This window comes from Paenibacillus sp. MY03, from assembly GCF_002165585.1.
Classification (GTDB): Bacteria; Bacillota; Bacilli; order Paenibacillales; family Paenibacillaceae; genus Pristimantibacillus; species Pristimantibacillus agaridevorans.
Genome location: NZ_MXQD01000064.1, coordinates 1 through 18,677, shown reverse-complemented (window position 1 = coordinate 18,677; position 18,677 = coordinate 1). Strand labels below are relative to the sequence as shown.

General features: G+C 53.7%; 13 protein-coding genes. 4 read left to right on the top strand and 9 right to left on the bottom strand.

Annotated elements, in window-relative coordinates:
- Positions 1 to 37: 37 nt before the first annotated feature.
- From B1748_RS32580 to B1748_RS32545, 8 genes are all read right to left on the bottom strand, one after another.
- Complete coding sequence (locus B1748_RS32580; RefSeq protein ID WP_087572143.1) at positions 38 to 475, bottom strand: NanQ anomerase/TabA/YiaL family protein; 438 nt, start codon at positions 473 to 475, stop codon at positions 38 to 40.
- On the bottom strand, positions 472 to 1,596 hold the full coding sequence (locus tag B1748_RS32575) for a Gfo/Idh/MocA family protein (protein WP_087572142.1): 1,125 nt from the start codon (positions 1,594 to 1,596) through the stop codon (positions 472 to 474). The genes B1748_RS32580 and B1748_RS32575 overlap by 4 nt, the downstream gene beginning before the upstream one ends.
- Before the next feature lie 49 nt (positions 1,597 to 1,645).
- Positions 1,646 to 2,482 carry a carbohydrate ABC transporter permease gene (locus tag B1748_RS32570; RefSeq protein WP_087572141.1) on the bottom strand — a complete coding sequence of 279 codons (837 nt, stop codon included), beginning with the start codon at positions 2,480 to 2,482 and terminating at the stop codon, positions 1,646 to 1,648.
- A 1-nt stretch (position 2,483) separates the two neighbouring features.
- Positions 2,484 to 3,383 (bottom strand): carbohydrate ABC transporter permease, encoded by a 900-nt coding sequence (locus B1748_RS32565; protein ID WP_087572140.1) that lies wholly within the window; start codon positions 3,381 to 3,383, stop codon positions 2,484 to 2,486.
- A 75-nt stretch (positions 3,384 to 3,458) separates the two neighbouring features.
- A complete protein-coding gene (locus tag B1748_RS32560) occupies positions 3,459 to 4,814 on the bottom strand; it encodes an ABC transporter substrate-binding protein (RefSeq protein ID WP_218781683.1) in 1,356 nt (451 codons plus the stop codon).
- Positions 4,815 to 5,090: 276 nt separating this feature from the next.
- Positions 5,091 to 5,933, bottom strand: coding sequence for an AraC family transcriptional regulator (locus B1748_RS32555; protein ID WP_087572139.1), 843 nt, complete (start codon positions 5,931 to 5,933; stop codon positions 5,091 to 5,093).
- A 163-nt stretch (positions 5,934 to 6,096) separates the two neighbouring features.
- On the bottom strand, positions 6,097 to 6,969 hold the full coding sequence (locus B1748_RS32550; RefSeq protein WP_087572138.1) for a carbohydrate ABC transporter permease: 873 nt from the start codon (positions 6,967 to 6,969) through the stop codon (positions 6,097 to 6,099).
- 42 nt (positions 6,970 to 7,011) lie between these two features.
- On the bottom strand, positions 7,012 to 7,869 hold the full coding sequence (locus B1748_RS32545; protein ID WP_256976089.1) for an ABC transporter permease: 858 nt from the start codon (positions 7,867 to 7,869) through the stop codon (positions 7,012 to 7,014).
- A gap of 259 nt (positions 7,870 to 8,128) precedes the next feature.
- On the opposite strand from B1748_RS32545, the gene B1748_RS32540 reads away from it, so the two are divergent.
- The 4 genes from B1748_RS32540 to spoVB all read left to right on the top strand — a co-directional run bounded on the left by B1748_RS32540 (position 8,129) and on the right by spoVB (position 15,019).
- On the top strand, positions 8,129 to 9,940 hold the full coding sequence (locus B1748_RS32540; RefSeq protein WP_256976083.1) for a sensor histidine kinase: 1,812 nt from the start codon (positions 8,129 to 8,131) through the stop codon (positions 9,938 to 9,940).
- On the top strand, positions 9,921 to 11,528 hold the full coding sequence (locus B1748_RS32535) for a response regulator transcription factor (RefSeq protein ID WP_087572135.1): 1,608 nt from the start codon (positions 9,921 to 9,923) through the stop codon (positions 11,526 to 11,528). Before B1748_RS32540 ends, B1748_RS32535 begins: the two co-directional genes overlap by 20 nt.
- Positions 11,529 to 11,638: 110 nt before the next feature.
- On the top strand, positions 11,639 to 13,315 hold the full coding sequence (locus B1748_RS32530; RefSeq protein WP_087572134.1) for a type 2 periplasmic-binding domain-containing protein: 1,677 nt from the start codon (positions 11,639 to 11,641) through the stop codon (positions 13,313 to 13,315).
- 153 nt (positions 13,316 to 13,468) lie between these two features.
- Complete coding sequence (gene spoVB / locus B1748_RS32525) at positions 13,469 to 15,019, top strand: stage V sporulation protein B (RefSeq protein ID WP_087572133.1); 1,551 nt, start codon at positions 13,469 to 13,471, stop codon at positions 15,017 to 15,019.
- 109 nt (positions 15,020 to 15,128) lie between these two features.
- Here spoVB and B1748_RS32520 read toward each other — a convergent pair.
- A partial coding sequence (locus B1748_RS32520) for an MBG domain-containing protein (RefSeq protein ID WP_143810426.1) occupies positions 15,129 to 18,677 on the bottom strand: 3,549 nt, incomplete at its 5' end.

The following is an 18,677-nucleotide window of genomic DNA, read 5'->3' as shown; positions in this document are numbered from 1 at the left end:
CTTTATTTCAAGAAAATTCTGAATATATCGGTTACCTCTACACAGAGATCTTATAGATGATCTTTTTAACTTCCTCTTCATGCTGTTCATGCGCGCCGACCAAATGCGTGTCTTCCGGGAAGCAGATCAGGAAGTAGCCGGGCTCAAGCATTCCCTTCAGCTTTGAATCCGCCTGTACTTCGCCGAACCAAATATCTCTCTCTTCGTCATAAGCCGTTTCATTGACGAGAGCACCGATGTGGCTAACCTCGATATACTCTTTGCCCTCCAGCACAATGTGGATATCGATATATTTTTTATGCGCTTCGTATTGCTTCCGCTCCTTCGGAACCGTAACGAACTGCGCGGTATTTTTGCTGAAGGCATCCGAATCCGTTTGTCCGAGCAGATTGAATCTCAAATCCTCCATCGCGCTTGCGAGTCCAGGATGTTGGAAGGCATATATCCCCGCGTTCGTCATTTTATCGTAGATCATTTCGCCACGGCTTCCTTCTCCATAATCTCCTTCACGCTGACTTTCCGGTCTTCCCGCAGCGACTTCGTGAGGGCGTCCGCTGTCGCGATGACCGCTCTGGCAGCCGTGCCGTCCAGCAACGGCTTAAATTCTTCCTCCGCTTCGACGCCTTGCATAATCCCGTGGAAATACGCCATTTCCTTCTTCATAATGCCATGCAGCCACTTTGGAGGCGTCGCGCTAGGTTTACCATACATGATCGCTCCGTCCATCTCCAGTCCTTTGTAGATGCGGGTACGATCCTCGTCCACCTCTTTGCTCTCATGCAACAGGAACCGCTCTTCGCCTTCGGGCGTCTTCAACACGACTTTTACATCCTGCATATCGATTAAAATGGCGCCTTTGGTGCCTTGTATTTTTACGTAATGATCGCTCCAGCGGAAGGCGGAACCGTATTGCAGCGTCGCGAAGCGGTTGCCCGCGAACTCAAGCGAGATGAACAACATATCGTCCTCATCGCCGAATTGCTCGCCTTGGTGAGCTACGTTGCCGCCGATCATGCTGACGCGCTCCGCAGGCCCCATTAGAAACTGGATGAAATCGAGCTCATGGATGTGATGGTACAAATGTCCGCCGGAAATATGGCGCAGCTTCTTCCAGCTTACCTCTTGCTGCGGCTCCTCCCAGCCGTTTCTCTCCGCGTGGCAGAACAGGAGCTCGCCGATTCGGCCATCGTTGATCAACTTCTTGGCCGTACGTACGCCATCCATGAAGTTCATGACGTGGCCGGCCATGAAGATCAGCCCTTTCTCCTTCGTTCTCGCGATCATGTCGTTGCAATCGTCATAGCTTAGAGCGATCGGCTTCTCGCAGAACACATGCTTGCCATTCTCTGCCGCGCAGAGCACCGGATGTTTGTGGTAACCGTTCGGGGAAGCTACGATGACGGCGTCGATGTCCGCTCTTTGGCATAACGATTCAACGCTCGCCTCCATGTCGCAGCCCAACTCTTCAGCGATAGGTCCAGCATGAGCGGGATCGTATACCGCCACAACCTCTGCCCCTTCTTGAGCATGCAGCAGCCTGCCCAGTCCAGCTCCGAAATATCCTGTGCCTACGATCCCGTATTTAATTGTTTTCATGTCAAACTTCTCCTCTCCATGATGCACGCTCTATTTAGGTGTATAGGTCTTACTTGACAGATCCGTCCGCCAGACCGCCAGCAATCTTCTTCTGGATGATCATAAAGAACACGACGGAAGGCAATATGACAATGACCGATGCTGCCATCATTTCGCCCCAATCCAATATTTCGGAGCCCGTCAATGAGAAGAGGGCAACGGAAATCGGCATTTTGGCGGAAGTGTTAATAAGCAGCAATGCGAACAGAAATTCGTTCCAGGTATTGATGAACGTATAGATGGCCGTCGCCACGATGCCCGGTGATACGACCGGCAGCACAACCTGCAGGAATACGCGCATCTTGCCCGCTCCGTCCACTTTGGCTGCTTCCTCGATTTCCAGCGGAACGGTTTGGAAGAACCCGATGAGCATCCATATCGCGTAAGGAATCGAGAAGGACAAGTACGTAATGACAAGTCCCGTAAAGCTGTTCACCAGACCGATTTTTATGATAATGATGGAATATGGAACTGCGAGCAGGATCGGCGGGAACATATACGTCGTAATGAGCAGCTTCGTCATCTTTTTCCCCGCACGCGGGAAAAAACGTACGATGCCGTAAGCGGCGAGGGATGAAATGACAATCGTGATAGCCGTCGCCAGCAGGGAGACGATCACGCTGTTTTTAATATTGGTGCCGAAATTCAGATTCGTCATGACTCTCTTGTAATAGTCGAACGTCCACTTCTCCGGGAAGAAGGCGAGCGGATTGCTGGCCATCTCGCCCGACGTTTTAAACGACGAGAGAATGATCCATAGGAGGGGGAAGACCGCAACAATAGATGCCAAGATAAGAAAGACATACAGCATGCTAATGCCCATTCTGCTTCTGCCTACTGTTCTCATATTAGTGATCCTCCCTCTCCCATTTGTTAAGAAGCCTGAATAACAGCATACAGATCATGAGCAAGAATATGAGCAGGATGACCGTAATCGCCGAAGCGACGCCGAGCTGCTTCATCCCCCATCCCGCCTTGTACGCGAAGATCGGAAGCGTTGTGGTCAAGTTCGATGGACCTCCGCCCGTTATCAGATAGAGCAGGTCAAAGTTATTGAATATCCAGATCGTGCGCAAGATGAGCAGCAGGCCGATAACACCCCGTATATGGCGGACCGTAATGGACCAAAACGATTGCCATGCAGTAGCTCCGTCCATGACGGCCGCTTCGTATTGCTCCATCGGAATCGTCTTGAGCGCGGACAGGATGTTCACCATGAAGAGCGGTGTGCCAAACCAAATGTTGATGAATACGACCGCTCCGAATACGAAGTTCGGATCGGCGAAGAAATTTATGTTGTGCTCGGTCACGCCGAGCTTCGTCAGCATATTCGGCACAAAGCCGTATACGTCATTAAAAATCCATTTCCATGAGAACGCGATGACAATCGCCGGGAACGCCCATGGAATAATAAGAAGCGTGCGGAATACTCCGGAATACTTCGGAATTTTGTTCAGTGCTAGCGCAAGGGCAAAGCCCATAAGCAGCTGTCCTACGATGGAAAACGCCGTCCACTTGATGGAATTGGCGAATGCTATATAGAAATCGGAGTTGGTCAATACGAACTTGAAGTTATCCAGCCATACCCAGTCATAGGTCGCTCTGAGCAAGTGCTTCGAAGTGAAGCTGAAATAGATGCTGGAGAATATCGGGTAAATCAGCAGGAGCACGACGATGAGAACCGCCGGCAAGATGAAGAGCAGTCCCGTGACGTTTATGCTTTTGGGCTTCAAGCTGTTGCCTTTCATCACTCGCTCTCCTTTCCTCGGTGTAGGGAGGAAACGGAGGATGCGCATCCTCCGTTATTCCGTTATGCTTATACGTTATTGAGCCACCCGGAAGAGGTCGTTCAGTTGCTTCTCTCCGCGGGCCGCGGCTTCCTCCACCTTTTCGTTTTTCAGAACGATATCCTGGAACATCGTCTCGATAATGCTCTGGCTCGTAATGATGCCGGATTGCAGCGTCGGACCGTTCTCCATGCCGATAGCCGTCCCTTTATCCACGGCTTCGCCGATAATCTTTACGGCATTGCCGAATTTCTCGATCGTCGGATCGGCAAGATACGCCGGCTCCTCCGCGATATCTTTCAGCGCAGGCAGCATGCCCGCCGGTACTGAATGCAGAAACTTGATGTACTCCTCTTTCTCGTACAGGCTCTCCACGAACGCCTTCGCGATCTCCGGATGTTTGCTTTCCTTCCATACGACCATCGGAATGTTGGACGTCTCGATGCCTTGGTCAGGATCGGAAGCGTTCACCTTCGGAATCGGCGCCGCATCGATATGATCCAGAAGCGCAGGCGAGTTCGTCTCTACACCTCCGATATGAAAGCCGCTGTTAAAGTCGAATGCCGTCTTGCCTTGGTAGAACAACGTCGATTGATCCAGCGTCTTAAAGTTCAGGGCACCCGTCGGCGATACGGCCTTGTACAGATCCGTCCAATATTTGATGCCGTCGATCGCCGCCTGGCTCGTCAAATTCGCTTTTCCGTCCTCCGTTATGAGCGTTTCGCCAGCGGAACGGACATAGAAATTCAGGAAGCGCGTGGACAACATGTCGCCGATTCCCATAGGCACTGACATACCGTACACGTCCGGCGGGCTGCTCAGCTTCACGGCCGCTTCCTTCAGCTCGGCCCATGTCTTAGGAACTTCGAGGCCGGCCTTCTCCAGCAGATCCTTGCGGTACCACATGACTTGCGCATGGGAGTATAACGGGATTGAATAGCTTTTGCCGTCCATGCTGCCTTCCTTAAGCGGCGCTTCGTAAAAGCGGTCTCTGCCGATATTGTCTATAACGTCGTCAATCGGGATGATCGCATCGGCATCCAGCATCTCTACGACGTGGTTCGGAAGCGCCGTGCTAACGTCCGGTACTTGGCCTGACAGCAGTCCAGTCGTCCACTTGGTATAGAACTCCGCCCAAGCGAATGTTTCAATCGTAATTTTAACGCCCGGATGCGCCGCCATAAATTCATCAGCTGCTTTTTTCATGAAGTCATTGCGGGGACCCTGAGTGAAGGAATGCCACAGTACGATCTCGCCTTTCAGCTCTTGCTCGGCTTCCGCATGATCACCGGAAGCGTTTGAAGACTCCCCGCCATTGCCGCCCCCATTGCCGCAAGCTGCGCTGAACGCCATTACGAAGGCGAACATCATCATCGTCATTTTTCTTCTCATCAATCATGACCTCTTTCTGTTATGGATTCGTACAAATCAAACAGATTTCCAATCATTCGCACTACCGAAAAATGCTGGTTTTCCAAATCCGGAAAAGTAGCCTAAAAAAAAGGCATCTCCTTCGGCCGCTCGAAAACACCCCTTTTTCCCGCGTCATTACCTCATTCAACAATTTTCGGCACCGCTTACACTATTAACAATAACGAAAAAAAAGAGGAGTTTAAACATAGCAAACCGACCATAAGTAGCACAAATCGATCACTATTGATGGAATCCTTACAAGCCTCTCACACGTTCGCGGTAAGTATAGGGAGTAACTCCAAAATTTTTTTTGAATATCCGAGTAAAATAATTCGGATCATGAATGCCGACCATATACGCGATATCGGATATCCGCTCGTTGGTTTCCACGATTTTTTTGGCGGCAACCATCATCTTCAAATCCAGCAGAAACTCGCTCGGCGTCTTGCCGGTGTGCTGCTTGAACAGTCTTCTGAGCGTCGTTGAGCTGACATTGACCATCCTGGCAAGCTCCTCTATGTTAAGAGCCGTATCATAATGATTGATCATATAATCAACAATAAACTGGGCTCGATTATCATTTTTATTGTCCGTATTGACCGTCCTCGGCTTCGCCGTTCTCTCCGGAGCAGATCCGTCCGAGGAGTCGATCAAATAAGCCAGGATGAGCTCCAAATACCCTCTGAGCAACAAAAACTTGCCTAGCTTCGAGCTGTCCCTTTCCCGAATGATGCAATTAAAATAGTAGATGATTTGCGGATCTTGGCACTGGGTCTTCATATCGTAGCCGACCAGCTTGGACCACATATCGATGTCGCTGGACGGGAACGCCGCCGTAAACCGGATGCTGATGAAAGTAAAATCATCGGTATGCGCCTCGCACTGAAGCTTGCAGCCTTGCGGGATATAGATAATATCGTCCTTCTGCAGCTGATAAACTGTATCATCGATGACAAACGTAGCGTTTCCTTTGCGAATCAACCGGATCATCGCGTACGGTATGGTCGATTCGAAGTACGTCCAATTAATAGGAAACGAATATTGCTCCGAAAATAAATAGTTCAAACGCAGCGTCTGCAATACGCTTTGGTCCGCCATCCTTGTTCATCTCCTACCTGAAAGTATATCGGATAGCGTACATAATATACGGAACAATCGCAAGAAGAGCCGTTCCTGTCAAGGAAGCGGCTCTTCTTGCGATCTATAGACCGCTCTTGAACGAACGGTCACCCTTGCGTTATCTCTGGATAGTAGAACCTGTCTACTCCTTGACGGCGCCGATGACGATGCCTTTTACGAAGAAACGCTGCAGGAACGGATAGACGAGCAGAATCGGCAAGGCGCTGATAAAGATCTGGGATGCTCTCAGCGTTCGCTGCGACATATTGGCGATGACGCTCGGATCGAATCCCGTCGTGCTCCCTTGCACGATTAACGTCTGCATAAAGCTCGCAAGCGGCAGATTTTCCACGCCCTTCATATAGATGAGGCCGTCGAAATAAGCGTTCCAATGGCCTACCATCGTAAACAAAGCGATGGTCGCGATCGCCGGCAACGATACCGGGAGGAAGACGGAGACGAAGCTGCGGAAGTATCCCGCTCCATCGATAAAGGCTGCTTCCTCGAGCTCCTTGGGCACCGACCGGAAGAAATTAAGCAGCAAAATAATATTGTAGACCGCCACGAGACCCGGCAGGATGAGCGCAAGCAGGTTGTTAAGCAAGCCCAGCTTCAAAATCAGGATGTAGCCGGGCACGAGTCCCGCGCTAAAGAGCATCGTGATGACGAAATACCAGAGATAAACGTTCCTGCCGCGGAATACGCGGTTGTCCTTCGAGAGCGCGTAGGCGGCAACCGAATTCACGGCCAGAGCAAGCGCCGTTCCGAGAACCGTTCTCTTAAGCGAAACCCAAAGCGATGTGACGAAGTTGTCGTTGCCGAACGTCTGGGCGTAGGCATCCCATGTAAATCCGATGGGCCAGAGCGTCACGAGTCCCGCGTTCGCCGCGGAAGTATCGCTGAAGGACACCATAAGCAGATGGTACAGCGGCAGCAAGCAGCCTATGGAGACTATCGCAAGCAGAATGTAATTGAATACGCTGAAGATACGGTAAGACAGCGTTTTATGGTACACGCGGATCACCCTTCCCAATTAAGCAAATTCGGTCGTTCATAGCTAGAAAATGCGGTAACCCGCGTATCGGTAGGCCAAGCGGTACGATATGACGATAAGCACCAGGCTGATCATCGACTTGAACAGGCTGACCGCCGTCGCAAAGCTGAATTGGCCGCTGAGCAGACCTTCGCGGTAAACAAACGTGTCAATAATATCGCCCTGCTGATAGATCATCGGGCTATACAGGTTGAACACCTGGTCGAAGTTCGCGTTCAGCACGTTGCCGAGCGCCAGCGTGGCGACCACGATAAGAATGGGCGTGAGCGACGGAATCGTAATATGCAGCGTTTGCTTAAGCCGGCTTGCGCCGTCGACTTCCGCCGCTTCGTTCAGAGCCGGGTTGATGCCGGATAACGCAGCGAGGAAAATAATCGTATTGAAGCCGAACTCCTTCCAGACATCGCTAAAGATAATCGTCAGGCGGAACCAGGTGCCGTCTCCGAGGAAAAAGATCGGTTTGGTGCCGAACAAAAACATGAGCAGTTGATTGACGATGCCTGTCTGCGCAAGCAGATCGATCAGGATGCCGCCAAGCGTCACCCATGATAGAAAGTGCGGCAAGTACACCAGCGTCTGAATCGATCGTTTGAAGCCCATATTCCTCACTTCGTTCAGCAGCAAGGCGAACAAGAACGGAATAATGAGGTTCAATACGATCTTGGAGCAGGCGAATATGAGCGTATTCATCGTTATTTTCATAAAATAATCATTCTCGAACATGTATCGGAAGTGCTTCAGGCCGACAAACGGAGAACCGGTAAACCCCAAGCTCGCTTTGTAGTCCTGGAAGGCCATCACGATGCCTCCCATCGGCAGATAGGAAAAGACGAAAACGGACAGCACGGCAGGCAGCACCATCAGATGCAATACCCAAGGCACCCGGTATCCCGTTCTTTTTCCCGCTCTCCTTTTGGCCCTGCGATTGGGATCTGTTGAAGTCATTGAGTCCATGGTTCTCTCCCTTTCTAAACATTTCTTGTATCCGGGTCGTAGTCTTGCTTTATATAATAGCAACAGGTACGATAACCGAACTATAGGACATTGTTAGGATCGATAGGGTTTTGTTATGGAAATTGCGGAGGGAGTATCGGTAATGGGGCTCGGAAGAGGCATAAGCATGGTCAGACAAAAAGTAAGTTCCAAAATGAGTTTGTTCGCAAAAATAAACGGGCTGCTTATCATCCTGTTCGTCCCGGTTATCCTTTTTTTTGCCTACTCCAACGGCGTCTCCTCGAACGTTATCGACAAGGAGCTCAAGTCGTCGAATATTAAGCAGCTTTCGTTCCTGTCCAGTCAGATCGAGTCGCGCGTCGACCAGACGATGGACTTCGTCCTGACCTTCTCGAAGGACCCGAACGTCCAGAAGTTTAATGGTCTTAATGTCTGGGACGATCTGTACGACCGCATGCAGACGAGATATGTCATTCAGGAGAAAATGGCGCTGCAATCCGGCGTCATGAACATTTGGCCGGTGCAGTTCACCGTCTACTCGCAGCAGAACAAAGAGGCGCTCTCCAATACGGACAGCATAGCGGTGTACGACGAAGATTATTTGAGACGGAACGGGACGGGCAGATGGCTGTACGGAGACGGGACGACCGCAACACCCGAGCAGCCGAAGGCATTTCATTGGTTCTATGCCGACTCGTTCGGGCAGCAAGGCTCGCTTACCGGCAGCAATCTGGTCGTACAAGCCAGCTTCTATCCAGCCAACATCCAGAATATGCTAGATACCTATAAGGCGGGCGGGCAAGGCGATCCCATGCTCTATCGCAAGGGCGAGGCTTTAATCCTTAATCGAAGCGCCGATGCGGAGCTCGCGAATCAGTTGGTCCGCTTGCTGGACGAACAGGAGCTGGGAGATACCATGCAGGAAGTCGTGGAGCTCGACGATAAGCGGTACCTCGTCAGCTCGGTAGTGTCCGCCCCATTGGGCTGGCATTTGGTGGACATCGTGCCGCTCGACCGCATTCTCGGACCGATCTCGTTTAGCCGCAACCTGTTCTACGCGGCGATGGCGCTGCTATTCGCGGTAGGCATATCCGCTTCCGTGCTCTTGTACCGCAACGTGCAGCGTCCCATCCGCAAGCTCATACTCGGCTTGCAAAGCGTGCAGCGGGGCGACTTCTCGGTCAGGATGAACTCGAACGTCAACAACGAATTCGCCTTCCTGTTTTACCGGTTCAACGATATGTCCAACCAAATTCAAGAGTTGATCGAAAACGTCCTGAAGGAGAAGCTGCAGGCGCGGGAAGCAACGTTAAAGCAGCTGCAGGCCCAGATTAACCCGCATTTTCTGTACAATTGCATCGGATACATGATTAACATGGCCCAAATGAAGGAAGAAGAGGCCGTCGTTTCGATGGGTCACAATTTAAGCGCCTACTACCGGTATATGACCCGTTTGGAACGTCCCACCGCCTCCTTGAGCGAGGAGGTTCAGTTGATCGTCAATTATCTGGATATTCAGAAGCTCCGCAATGGACGCATTCATTACCATATCGATATACCCGAGGAGATGCTTAAGCAGCATGTTCCAAGGCTCATGCTTCAGCCGATCGTCGAGAACGCCGTCATCCACGGCGTCGGCAAAACCTACTCGTCCGGAGAGATTCGCATCACCGGCGAGATGTCGGGCGGGTTCTGCAAGCTTTATGTGGAGGATGACGGCCCCGGGATGTCCGAGGAGCAATTAGACGTGCTGAACCACAAGATGAGGCAGCCGCTCCAGGATGATACGGGATATGGCTTCTGGAATACGAATCAGCGGATCATGCATCAATTCGGCGGGAAATCCCGGATCGCATTTACGAAATCGGGGCTGGGCGGACTCCGGACGGAGATGATATGGGAGCTTCCTTCCGCTGACGCGGGGCCGGTTCCATACGCACAAGGAGGAGAACAAGTACATGCAAATGATCATCGTTGACGACGAAGCCCACTGGGTAGACAATCTATCCACGACCAAGCCTTGGCATACGCTGGGCATTGATGTCGTTCATAAAGCGTATTCCGCGCAGGAGGCGCTGCAAATCATGGAGTCGCATCCCATCGATATCGTGATCTCCGACGTGCTTATGCCGGAGATGACCGGAATCGAGCTCATGGAGAAAATCCGCGAGTCCGATCAAAGGGTAAAATGCATCATTTTGTCCGGATATTCCGACTTCGAATATACCAAGGAAGCGCTGCGCAACCAAGCCGTGGATTATTTGCTCAAGCCTCCTACGGATCAAGAATTGCTCGGAGCGGTCAAGCTGGCCATTGAGCAATTGGAAACCGAGTGGGGAACGGTCAGTTCGCTCGAGCGTACCCGGCATATTCTGCGGGAAAATATGCCGTTCTTGCGCGGGCAGCTTCTGCTGAGCGCCTTTCGCGGAGAGAGACTGCCGCTAGACGAGTGGGAGCGGCGGCTCGATAGTTACGGGCTTCCCTACCGCTTCGGGGAATGCGCGCTCATGCTTGTCCGCATGGAAGAGGAATTCGGACAATACCGCAACAACGGCCAGCATCTGATGGAATACGCCATCATGAATATAGCCGAGGAGATATTCGGCGATTTCGCGCACGCGTGGGGCGTGAAGGAAGAACACGGTTATCTGGCCTTCCTGCTTCAGTTCAAAGAGAATCCGGCGATTGCGGGCAAAGAAAGCAGTCTGGAGAAGGCTGCCATGCACCTGCAAGCGAAGGTGAAACAATATTTAAACGGTTCCTTGTCCATCGTCATGACGGACTCCTTCGACTTCCCGAACAAGCTGTCGGATCGGTACCGCCATGCGCTGGCCTACTTCAGGCAGATTGTCGGGGACGAAAGAGAATTCGTTATCCGCGCGGGCGACTTGGGCGGCGGAGCGACAAACGGGGTGCTTGATGTCATCCATGCGCCGCCAGTTCTGGGGGCCCTGCTCGAGGCCGGAAGATGGGAGTCCGCCGAGGAGAAGCTGACGGAAGTATTCGCGGAGCTCGACGAGAGATGGTCCGATTCCTGGGAGCATTGTCTGGAGGCCGGGTATCTGATCGCCTCCTCCTTTACGAACTACTGCCATCGCCACGGCCATACGCTGCAAGGTCTTCTTGGCGGGGACATCGAGCTCCTGCGTACCGGAGAAGCATTTGCTTCGATCGGCAAGCTCCGCAATTGGGCGTTTGGCGCGCTGGGCAAGCTGAAAGAGACGGCTTCGAACGATGTCAAGGACATACGTTCCGTCTACGTCAGGAAAATTCAGAGCTTCGTCGAAGCGAATCTGCATCTCGACGTCTCGCTGCGCGCCCTTGCCGATCATGTCAATCTGCATCCGACGCATCTCTCCAAGCTGTACAAGATCGAGACCGGCGAAGGGGTCAGCGATTTTGTCTACCGACTCCGCATGGAGACGGCTTGCCACAAGCTGAAGACGACCGATAAGAAGGTGTACGAGATCAGCATGGAGATCGGTTATTTGGACCCCGCCTACTTCATCAAAGTGTTCAAGAAGCAGTACGGACAGACGCCGCAAGAATTCCGCGAAGGTCACTAACAACATGACAGAGTCCTATGGAAACTGAGAAAATCCTATAGAAGACCCCGCGTGCCTGTTGGTAAAGTAGCTATTGTAACCACATCTTACACAGCAGGGGGATATTCGAAATGGGGAACATGAAGAAGTTATGGCTGCCGCTTGTCGCGATGACGCTCATCGCATCGGCATGCAGCAGCAATGCCGATAACAGCGGGAGTGCGGCCGACCCTAAGGCTAGTCCGGGCGCCGCGACGTCCGAATCCGATGCCGCATTCGACAAAGGCAAATACGATCCGCCGATCGAGATCAGCACGGTTATTATGCCGAAGGAATATACGAAAGGCGAAACCAACGAAAACAACGTTCATGACCGTTGGATGCTAGAGACGCTCGGCATGAAGCACAAGGGCACCTGGTATCCTGCCGGCGCGGATCAATACAAACAGCAGCTTCAGCTTGCCCTGACATCGGGCGAGAAGCTGCCGGACTTCGTATTCGTCCCTACCGACCCGGTATTGACGAACCAACTAATCGATTCCGAGCAGTTCATTCCGGTCGACGAGCTGTTCGAAAAATACGCCAGCCCGATCTGGAAGGAGCATGCCGCGAACAATCCTGAGCTGTGGTACCCGTTCACGAAGGACGGCAAGAAGTGGAACCTTCCGATCATGGAATACACCGACAATGACGACACGCTGCTATGGCTCCGCGAAGACTGGATGCAGAAGCTGAAGCTCCAGGCTCCGACCACCATTGCCGAGCTCGAAGTCATTATGGATAAATTTAAAAACGAGAACCCGGACGGATTGGCTCCGAAAGACGTCTATCCGCTGGCGATCTCCTTGAAAAACAACACCAATACCTGGATGGGCGGACTGGACTGGCTGTTCGGCGCCTACGGCGCCGTGCAAGAGCAATGGAACCTGGACGCGAACGGCAACCTGGAATACGGTTCCGTGAATGCTGGCGCCAAGCAGGCGCTGGCCAAGCTGCAGGAATGGATGAACAAAGGCTACATTCACCCGGACTCCGCGCTATGGGACGAAGGCAAATCGGCTGAAATCTGGACCAAAGGCAACGCCGGCGTCTTGCCTGGCGCGAACTGGGTTCCGGACTGGCCGGCACCGGATTTGATTAATAACGTGCCGGGATCGGTATACAAAGCATACCCGATTCCTGCAGGACCGGACGGCTTGATCGGCACCAAATGGCAGAACTCCGGCGTCAACAGCAGCTTTATGATCAATAAAGACGCAAAACATCCGGAAGCCATTATTTTGTACTACAACTATTTGCTCGACAACTTGGCCAATCCAGCAGTAGGCAGCCCTTACGAATACGGTTTCGCCCAAGGCTACGACTGGGATATCATCGATGGCCAGCCAACCAACGACAAAGAAAAGATCAAAGATTTCTTTGATAAGTTCCCGTTCATCACCGGACCGGCACGTATTCCCGGCCTCTACATGGAGTCGCTTGTTAAGCTCGCGAACGGCGAGAAGGCGGAGACGCCTTACGAGAAGCAGCAGGAGACATTCCGCAAACCTGAGAACTGGTACGCGGCGAAAGTCGTCATGGACCAAATCGACATCCGCAAGCAAAACTACTTTACTGGTGCGGCTACGCCGGCGATGATCGAGAAGTGGAACTTGCTCCGCCAATCCGAGCTGGAGACGTTTAACAAAATCATCTACGGCAAACTGCCGGTTGACGCCTTCGACGAATTCGTTGCCAATTGGAAAGCCAATGGCGGCGAGCAAGTGACGAAGGAAGTTAACGAGTGGTTCCAATCCGTGTCGAAATAAAGAATTCCCATAAATATGCAGCCCAAAAGCACCGTCCCTGCTGAAGGTACGGTGCTTTTGGCGTTGCCGGGCTTATCCGGCAACCGGCTTGTTCGCATGCTTCTCCGATTTTTGAATACATTAGAATATTCGAGAAACAGGAGGACATCCATCATGTCACAACACGGGCAATCGTTTATGAGAGGTACGCTGGTCTTGTCTGCCGCTGCCTTTATCAACCGCATTCTTGGCTTTATCAGCGGCATGTATATCGCTCGCGTACTGGGCGCGGAAGGCATCGGCATCCTGATGATGGCGCATCCGCTCGTCCCGCTCGTCATTACGATTACGGAGCTTGGATTACCGGTCGCGATTTCGAAGCTGGTCGCAGAAGCGCACGCTCGCGGCGAACGCGAGAAAGTAAGGCGCATCCTGCATGTTTCGCTTGCTGTCACAGGCTTCTTGAGCGTCACGCTCACGACCGTCGTCTTGCTTGGATCGGAGTGGATCGCCTCCATCCTGTTAAGCGATCAGCGCGCTTATTACGCGATGCTTGCGATCACGCCAATCGCGCCGATCGTTGCGGTATCGGCCGTATTAAAGGGCTACTTCCGCGGGATGCAGCAGATGAAAACCATTGCCGCTTCCGATGTGCTGGAGCATACCGTCCAGATCGCTATCGTACTTGCATTGGTTCACCTATTGATGCCATACGGAGTTGCTTATGCGGCTGCCGGAGCCATGGCCGCTTCGGTCGTCAGCGAGTTGATCAGCCTCTCTTTCCTGGCTCTAAGCTACAAGTTGTACGGCGAGTCCAAGCTGCCGGGCGAGACCTGGGCGCGCCACCTCAAGCATGGCCGGCGCACGCTCGGAGAGCTGCTGCAGATCGGACTGCCGACGACGGGGCACGGCGTCGTCCATTCGCTGTACAACACGTTCCAGCCCTTGCTGATTACGACCAGCCTGGCGCTGGCCGGCATTGGGACGGCTGCGGCGACGAAGCAGTTCGGCCTGCTCGCCGGCTATGCGTTCCCGCTCCTTTTTATGCCGAGCTTCATTACGCAGTCCTTGTCCACCGCCCTCATCCCCGCGATTGGCGAGGCTGCGGCGAACAGAAACAGTCTGCTCATCCATGAACGGATGAATCAGGCGATCAACTTGGGACTTCTAATCGGCGCCCCGGCCACCGTTATCCTCTACGAATGGTCTACTCCGCTCACGACGCTGATCTACAACGCGCCCGAAGCAGGCGTGCTTCTGGCCATTTTGGCGCCGATGTTTTTCCTGCATTATTTCGACGCCCCGCTTCATGCCATCATGCTCGGACTCGGCCGCGCGACAACGATGTTATGGAACTATGTCATCGCCACCGTATTCCGAGGGATCTCGATCTTCGTATTAGGCAGCCAATTCGGCATCAGCGGCGTTGCCTACGGCATCGGTATCGGCATTGTGATGCAGACGCTCCTGAACTTTGCGTCCATCTCAAGCTCGATCGGCTTTTATTGGAGCATTCGCCCTTATATCAAGGTCGGCATCTGCTCCATGCTCATGGCGATCGGCGGACACTGGACCTATACTTACGTTGTCGGCCAGGGTATGCCGCAAGTTTGGTCCGTCATCACTTCGATCCTCTGTTCTTTGCTAATCTATCTAGCCGCGCTGATCTTGACGGGGACGCTGACCTGGATGAACGCCCGCTACCGATTTTCGATTCCGTGGTGATAGGATTCAGGGGTTCATGGATAAGGCGCTGCGATCAGTCAGAATGGCAAAAGGGCCCTGCGCGTCATCATGATTGACGCGCAGGGCCCTTTCCTCTTTCATAGGCATTCTAAATGTACTGCATGCCGGATAACATCCGGTAGAGCATAACAACCATTTGGGCCCGAGTAACGGAACGATTCGGCTGAAATTCTCCCCTCTCGTTGCCCTGCACGATACCCGCTTCCGCCGCCTCCCGGACCGCATTCGCGGCCCAATCGGAAACGTCGGCGGCATCGGTAAGCCGGACTCCCTGACGGGCATTGCCAAAGTCCGTTCCCGCCGAACGAACGGCACGCATAATCATGACGGCCAGCTGCTCGCGGGAGACGCCTTCGTCCGGGCGGAACTCCCCGGCTGCGTAACCTTGAATCAAACCGGCGCCATAAGCCGCCGCAACCTCGTCCTCGTACCACTTCCCGGCCGTGTCGTAGAACGTTCCATCCCCCTGGCCCGATGCAGTAGGACGAAGCCCCAGCGCCCGTACGAGCAGCGCCGCGGCTTCGGCGCGAGTCAGCCGACCCTCCGGATCGAAACCTCCGTCGCCACGTCCCTGAACAATCAATTTGGAAGCCAAGAGCTCGGCTTCCCGGCCCGCCCAATGTCCGTCCATATCTTTGAAGGAAACCTGATGGTTCAAGACGGCATAGATGCCGGGGCCAGTCACCTTGAATTCGGCAACCGACCGTCCGTCTTTCATCGCGAAGCTCGCCGGCACGAATCGGAATTGTCCCGTCTGCTCGTCGATGCGAACGAGAACCGCGCCGTCCGGCATTTCGCCATCGCCAAGCAGCAGCGTTTGCATCTGGAAAGGCACCTCGTCGTTCAAGCCGGCCGAGAAACGTACGTAATCCGTAAGCAAGTCACTGCGCGATCCGCTCGCCTTAACGGATTCGGGAGCCTCGCTTAGTCGTTCCGCCCCGAACGTCCAAGTCGTCCGAGCTTCCGACTCCGTTGCCGACTGAAGGCCCGCCAATTTTACGCCAATCGTCGCGCTGTCTCCTTGAAGGAGGAGCGCCGCCTCCGGATTCATGGCAAGCAATTTGTCGACTGTCGTTTGACCCAGTATAACCATGCCGGATTCTTTAATCGTCACGACGCCTTCCTCTATCCGGTCGATTCCGATGTCGACGGTCGTCTCCGTCCCGTCGGGCCGGATGATCGTTGCGGTCGGACGATTTTGAGGCGTGCCCGTATACGGCAGGTAAACCGTCAGCTCGACCTCGATGGTCAGCCCTTCATAGCCTATCGTCACCTTGGTCGTGCCTGGCGTCTTAGCTTGCGCTCGCCCGTTCGAATCGACCTCGACGATCGAAGCGTCAAGCACGGTATAGGTTACCCCGGATAGATGGCTCCTGACGGTATCGTCCGAATACGTTGCCGTAACCTCAATGGTTTTCTCTTGACCGTAAATCATCGTGTACCGGGATAGATCCGTATGCAAGCTCACCGCGACGGGATCGAGGCGAAGCACCCGGACCGCAAACTTCTTCGTCCCGCTTACCGTGCCTTTCGTTACGGTCGCCGTCAGCTCGACGGAAACATCTCCTTCCGTGTAAGCGGGCCGGCTCGCTTCTCCGGACTCCGCATTTACGATATTCGGACGGGATGATGTCCAAATGATGTCGCTGCCCCATTCTCCGGTAACCGGAAGCTGCAGAGGACCCGTCACCTGATCCGTGCTATCACCATCCGCATAGCCGATTTCTAATGCATCCAAGTCCCACTCCACTGCTTGTTCATTCGTCAAATCGGCTTCTTTGACTACGATCTCATACTCGACCGAGTAATCCGAACCGTCTATCCTCGTCTCCGCGGTTACTATAACGCGGACATCGCCCGAATCTCCGGGCACGAATGCAGGACGATTGACCTTCCCGGTAGCGGTGACCACCGTATCAGGGGAGGACGACGTCCAGACGACCTCGTACCCTTCGGCGTCTTGCGAAGGCAGCGCGATATCTCCCGTCACCTCATGCGGTCCGTCCGAACCCGAGAACCCGATGCGCGGCGGATCGTATACCTTAAGCGTTCCTTCCATCAATTGAACGTCATAATTGCTCAGCTTGCCGTCCGGATCGTCGAGTTCCGCCGTGACCGGATATTCCCCTGCAGGACTGTCCTCGACCGCGATTGAACGGTACCGCGCCGTTATCTCGTCTTGATTGGCCAGGCCTGATAGCGCCCCGGTCAGATCCGGATTCGGGTGAGAGGTCCAGCGGACAGCGTTATGAGGAGTGACCAGCAAGCTCGCTTTCGTAACGGTCAACGTGCCCGGAACGAGCGTTGCGTTATAATTGGCCAGCCTGCCATCCGGATCGTTCAGGCCGATTTTGATCTCATAGCTGCCGACGGAGCTGGCCTCCGAGGCGGCGGTGGTATAGTCGGCCGTGATCGCATCGCCGTTCTTAAGCCCGGAAGACGTTCCGGTTAATGACGGGTTCGGTTGTCCGTATACACGCTCCGCATCCGTGGCGGCAAAGCTGAGCTCTGCCTTCCCGACAGCAAGACTCCCCTGCTGCAACGTAATCCGATAATTGCTCGCCGTTCCGTCCGGCTCCGTCACAGCCGATGTAATGGAATAATCCCCAACGGGACTTTCGGCAGTGGCCGCCGTCGTATAAGCGACGGGGATGTCATCCGAATTTTTCAGCCCGTCGAGCGTTCCCGTGAACGCAGGGTTAACTTCGCCGTATAACCGACTGGCATCGGCAGGCCGAATCGTTAGCGGCGCTTGGGTAACCGTGAGCTTCCCCTTCTCCGTCTGGACTACGTAATTCGACAGCTTGCCCCCCTGATCCGCAACGGTCGGGGTTATGTCATACTGACCCACGGCGCTACGTGCCGCAGCCTCGGTCGAATAAGTTATCGGGAACGTGTCTCCGTTGCGGAGACCGACACTGGTACTCGTGAAGACGGGATTCGGATCTCCGTATTCGCGTGTTTGATCATCGACCGTCACCGTAAAAGGCGCCTTGGAGATCGTCAGCTGCCCCTTCTCCGTCTGGACCTCGTAATTCGCCAGCTTGTCTCCCTGATCCGCGACGGTCGGGATAATGTCGTACTCGCCGACGGCGCTGTCCGCCGTAGCGGAAGTCGAATAAGATACCGGGAATGTATCCCCGTTGCGAAGACCAACACTAGTACTTGTGAAGATAGGATTCGGATCTCCGTATTCGCGCGTTTTATCATCGACCGTCACCGTAAAAGGCGCCTTCGTGATCGTCAGTTGTCCCTTCTCCGTCTGGACCTCGTAATTCGCCAGCTTGCCTCCCTGATCCGCGACGGACGGGATAATGTCGTACTTGCCGACGGCGCTGTCCGACGTAGCGGAAGTCGAATAAGACACCGGGAATGTATCCCCGTTGCGAAGACCTACGCTCGTGCCCGTGAAGTCGGAATTAACTTCGCCGTATTCTCGCGTTTGATTATCAGCCGTCACGGTTAGCGGCGCTTTCGTTACGGCAAGCGTGCCGGGAACGGATTGCACCTCGTAGTTCTTGAGTTTATTGTCCAAATCCGTCACGTTTGACGTAATTGCATAGGTCCCGACCCCACTGACCTCGGTAGCGGTAGTCGAATAAGATACCGGGAACGTGTCCCCGTTGCGGAGTCCGAC

Bases quoted from the DNA above. Each gene is read 5' to 3' on its own strand.
- B1748_RS32580 (WP_087572143.1), bottom strand. From the start codon at position 475: ATGATCTACGATAAAATGACGAACGCGGGGATATATGCCTTCCAACAT.
- B1748_RS32575 (WP_087572142.1), bottom strand. From the start codon at position 1,596: ATGAAAACAATTAAATACGGGATCGTAGGCACAGGATATTTCGGAGCT.
- B1748_RS32570 (WP_087572141.1), bottom strand. From the start codon at position 2,482: ATGAGAACAGTAGGCAGAAGCAGAATGGGCATTAGCATGCTGTATGTC.
- B1748_RS32565 (WP_087572140.1), bottom strand. From the start codon at position 3,383: ATGAAAGGCAACAGCTTGAAGCCCAAAAGCATAAACGTCACGGGACTG.
- B1748_RS32560 (WP_218781683.1), bottom strand. From the start codon at position 4,814: ATGAGAAGAAAAATGACGATGATGATGTTCGCCTTCGTAATGGCGTTC.
- B1748_RS32555 (WP_087572139.1), bottom strand. From the start codon at position 5,933: ATGGCGGACCAAAGCGTATTGCAGACGCTGCGTTTGAACTATTTATTT.
- B1748_RS32545 (WP_256976089.1), bottom strand. From the start codon at position 7,869: ATGGTGCTGCCTGCCGTGCTGTCCGTTTTCGTCTTTTCCTATCTGCCG.
- B1748_RS32540 (WP_256976083.1), top strand. From the start codon at position 8,129: ATGGTCAGACAAAAAGTAAGTTCCAAAATGAGTTTGTTCGCAAAAATA.
- B1748_RS32535 (WP_087572135.1), top strand. From the start codon at position 9,921: ATGCAAATGATCATCGTTGACGACGAAGCCCACTGGGTAGACAATCTA.
- B1748_RS32530 (WP_087572134.1), top strand. From the start codon at position 11,639: ATGGGGAACATGAAGAAGTTATGGCTGCCGCTTGTCGCGATGACGCTC.
- spoVB (WP_087572133.1), top strand. From the start codon at position 13,469: ATGTCACAACACGGGCAATCGTTTATGAGAGGTACGCTGGTCTTGTCT.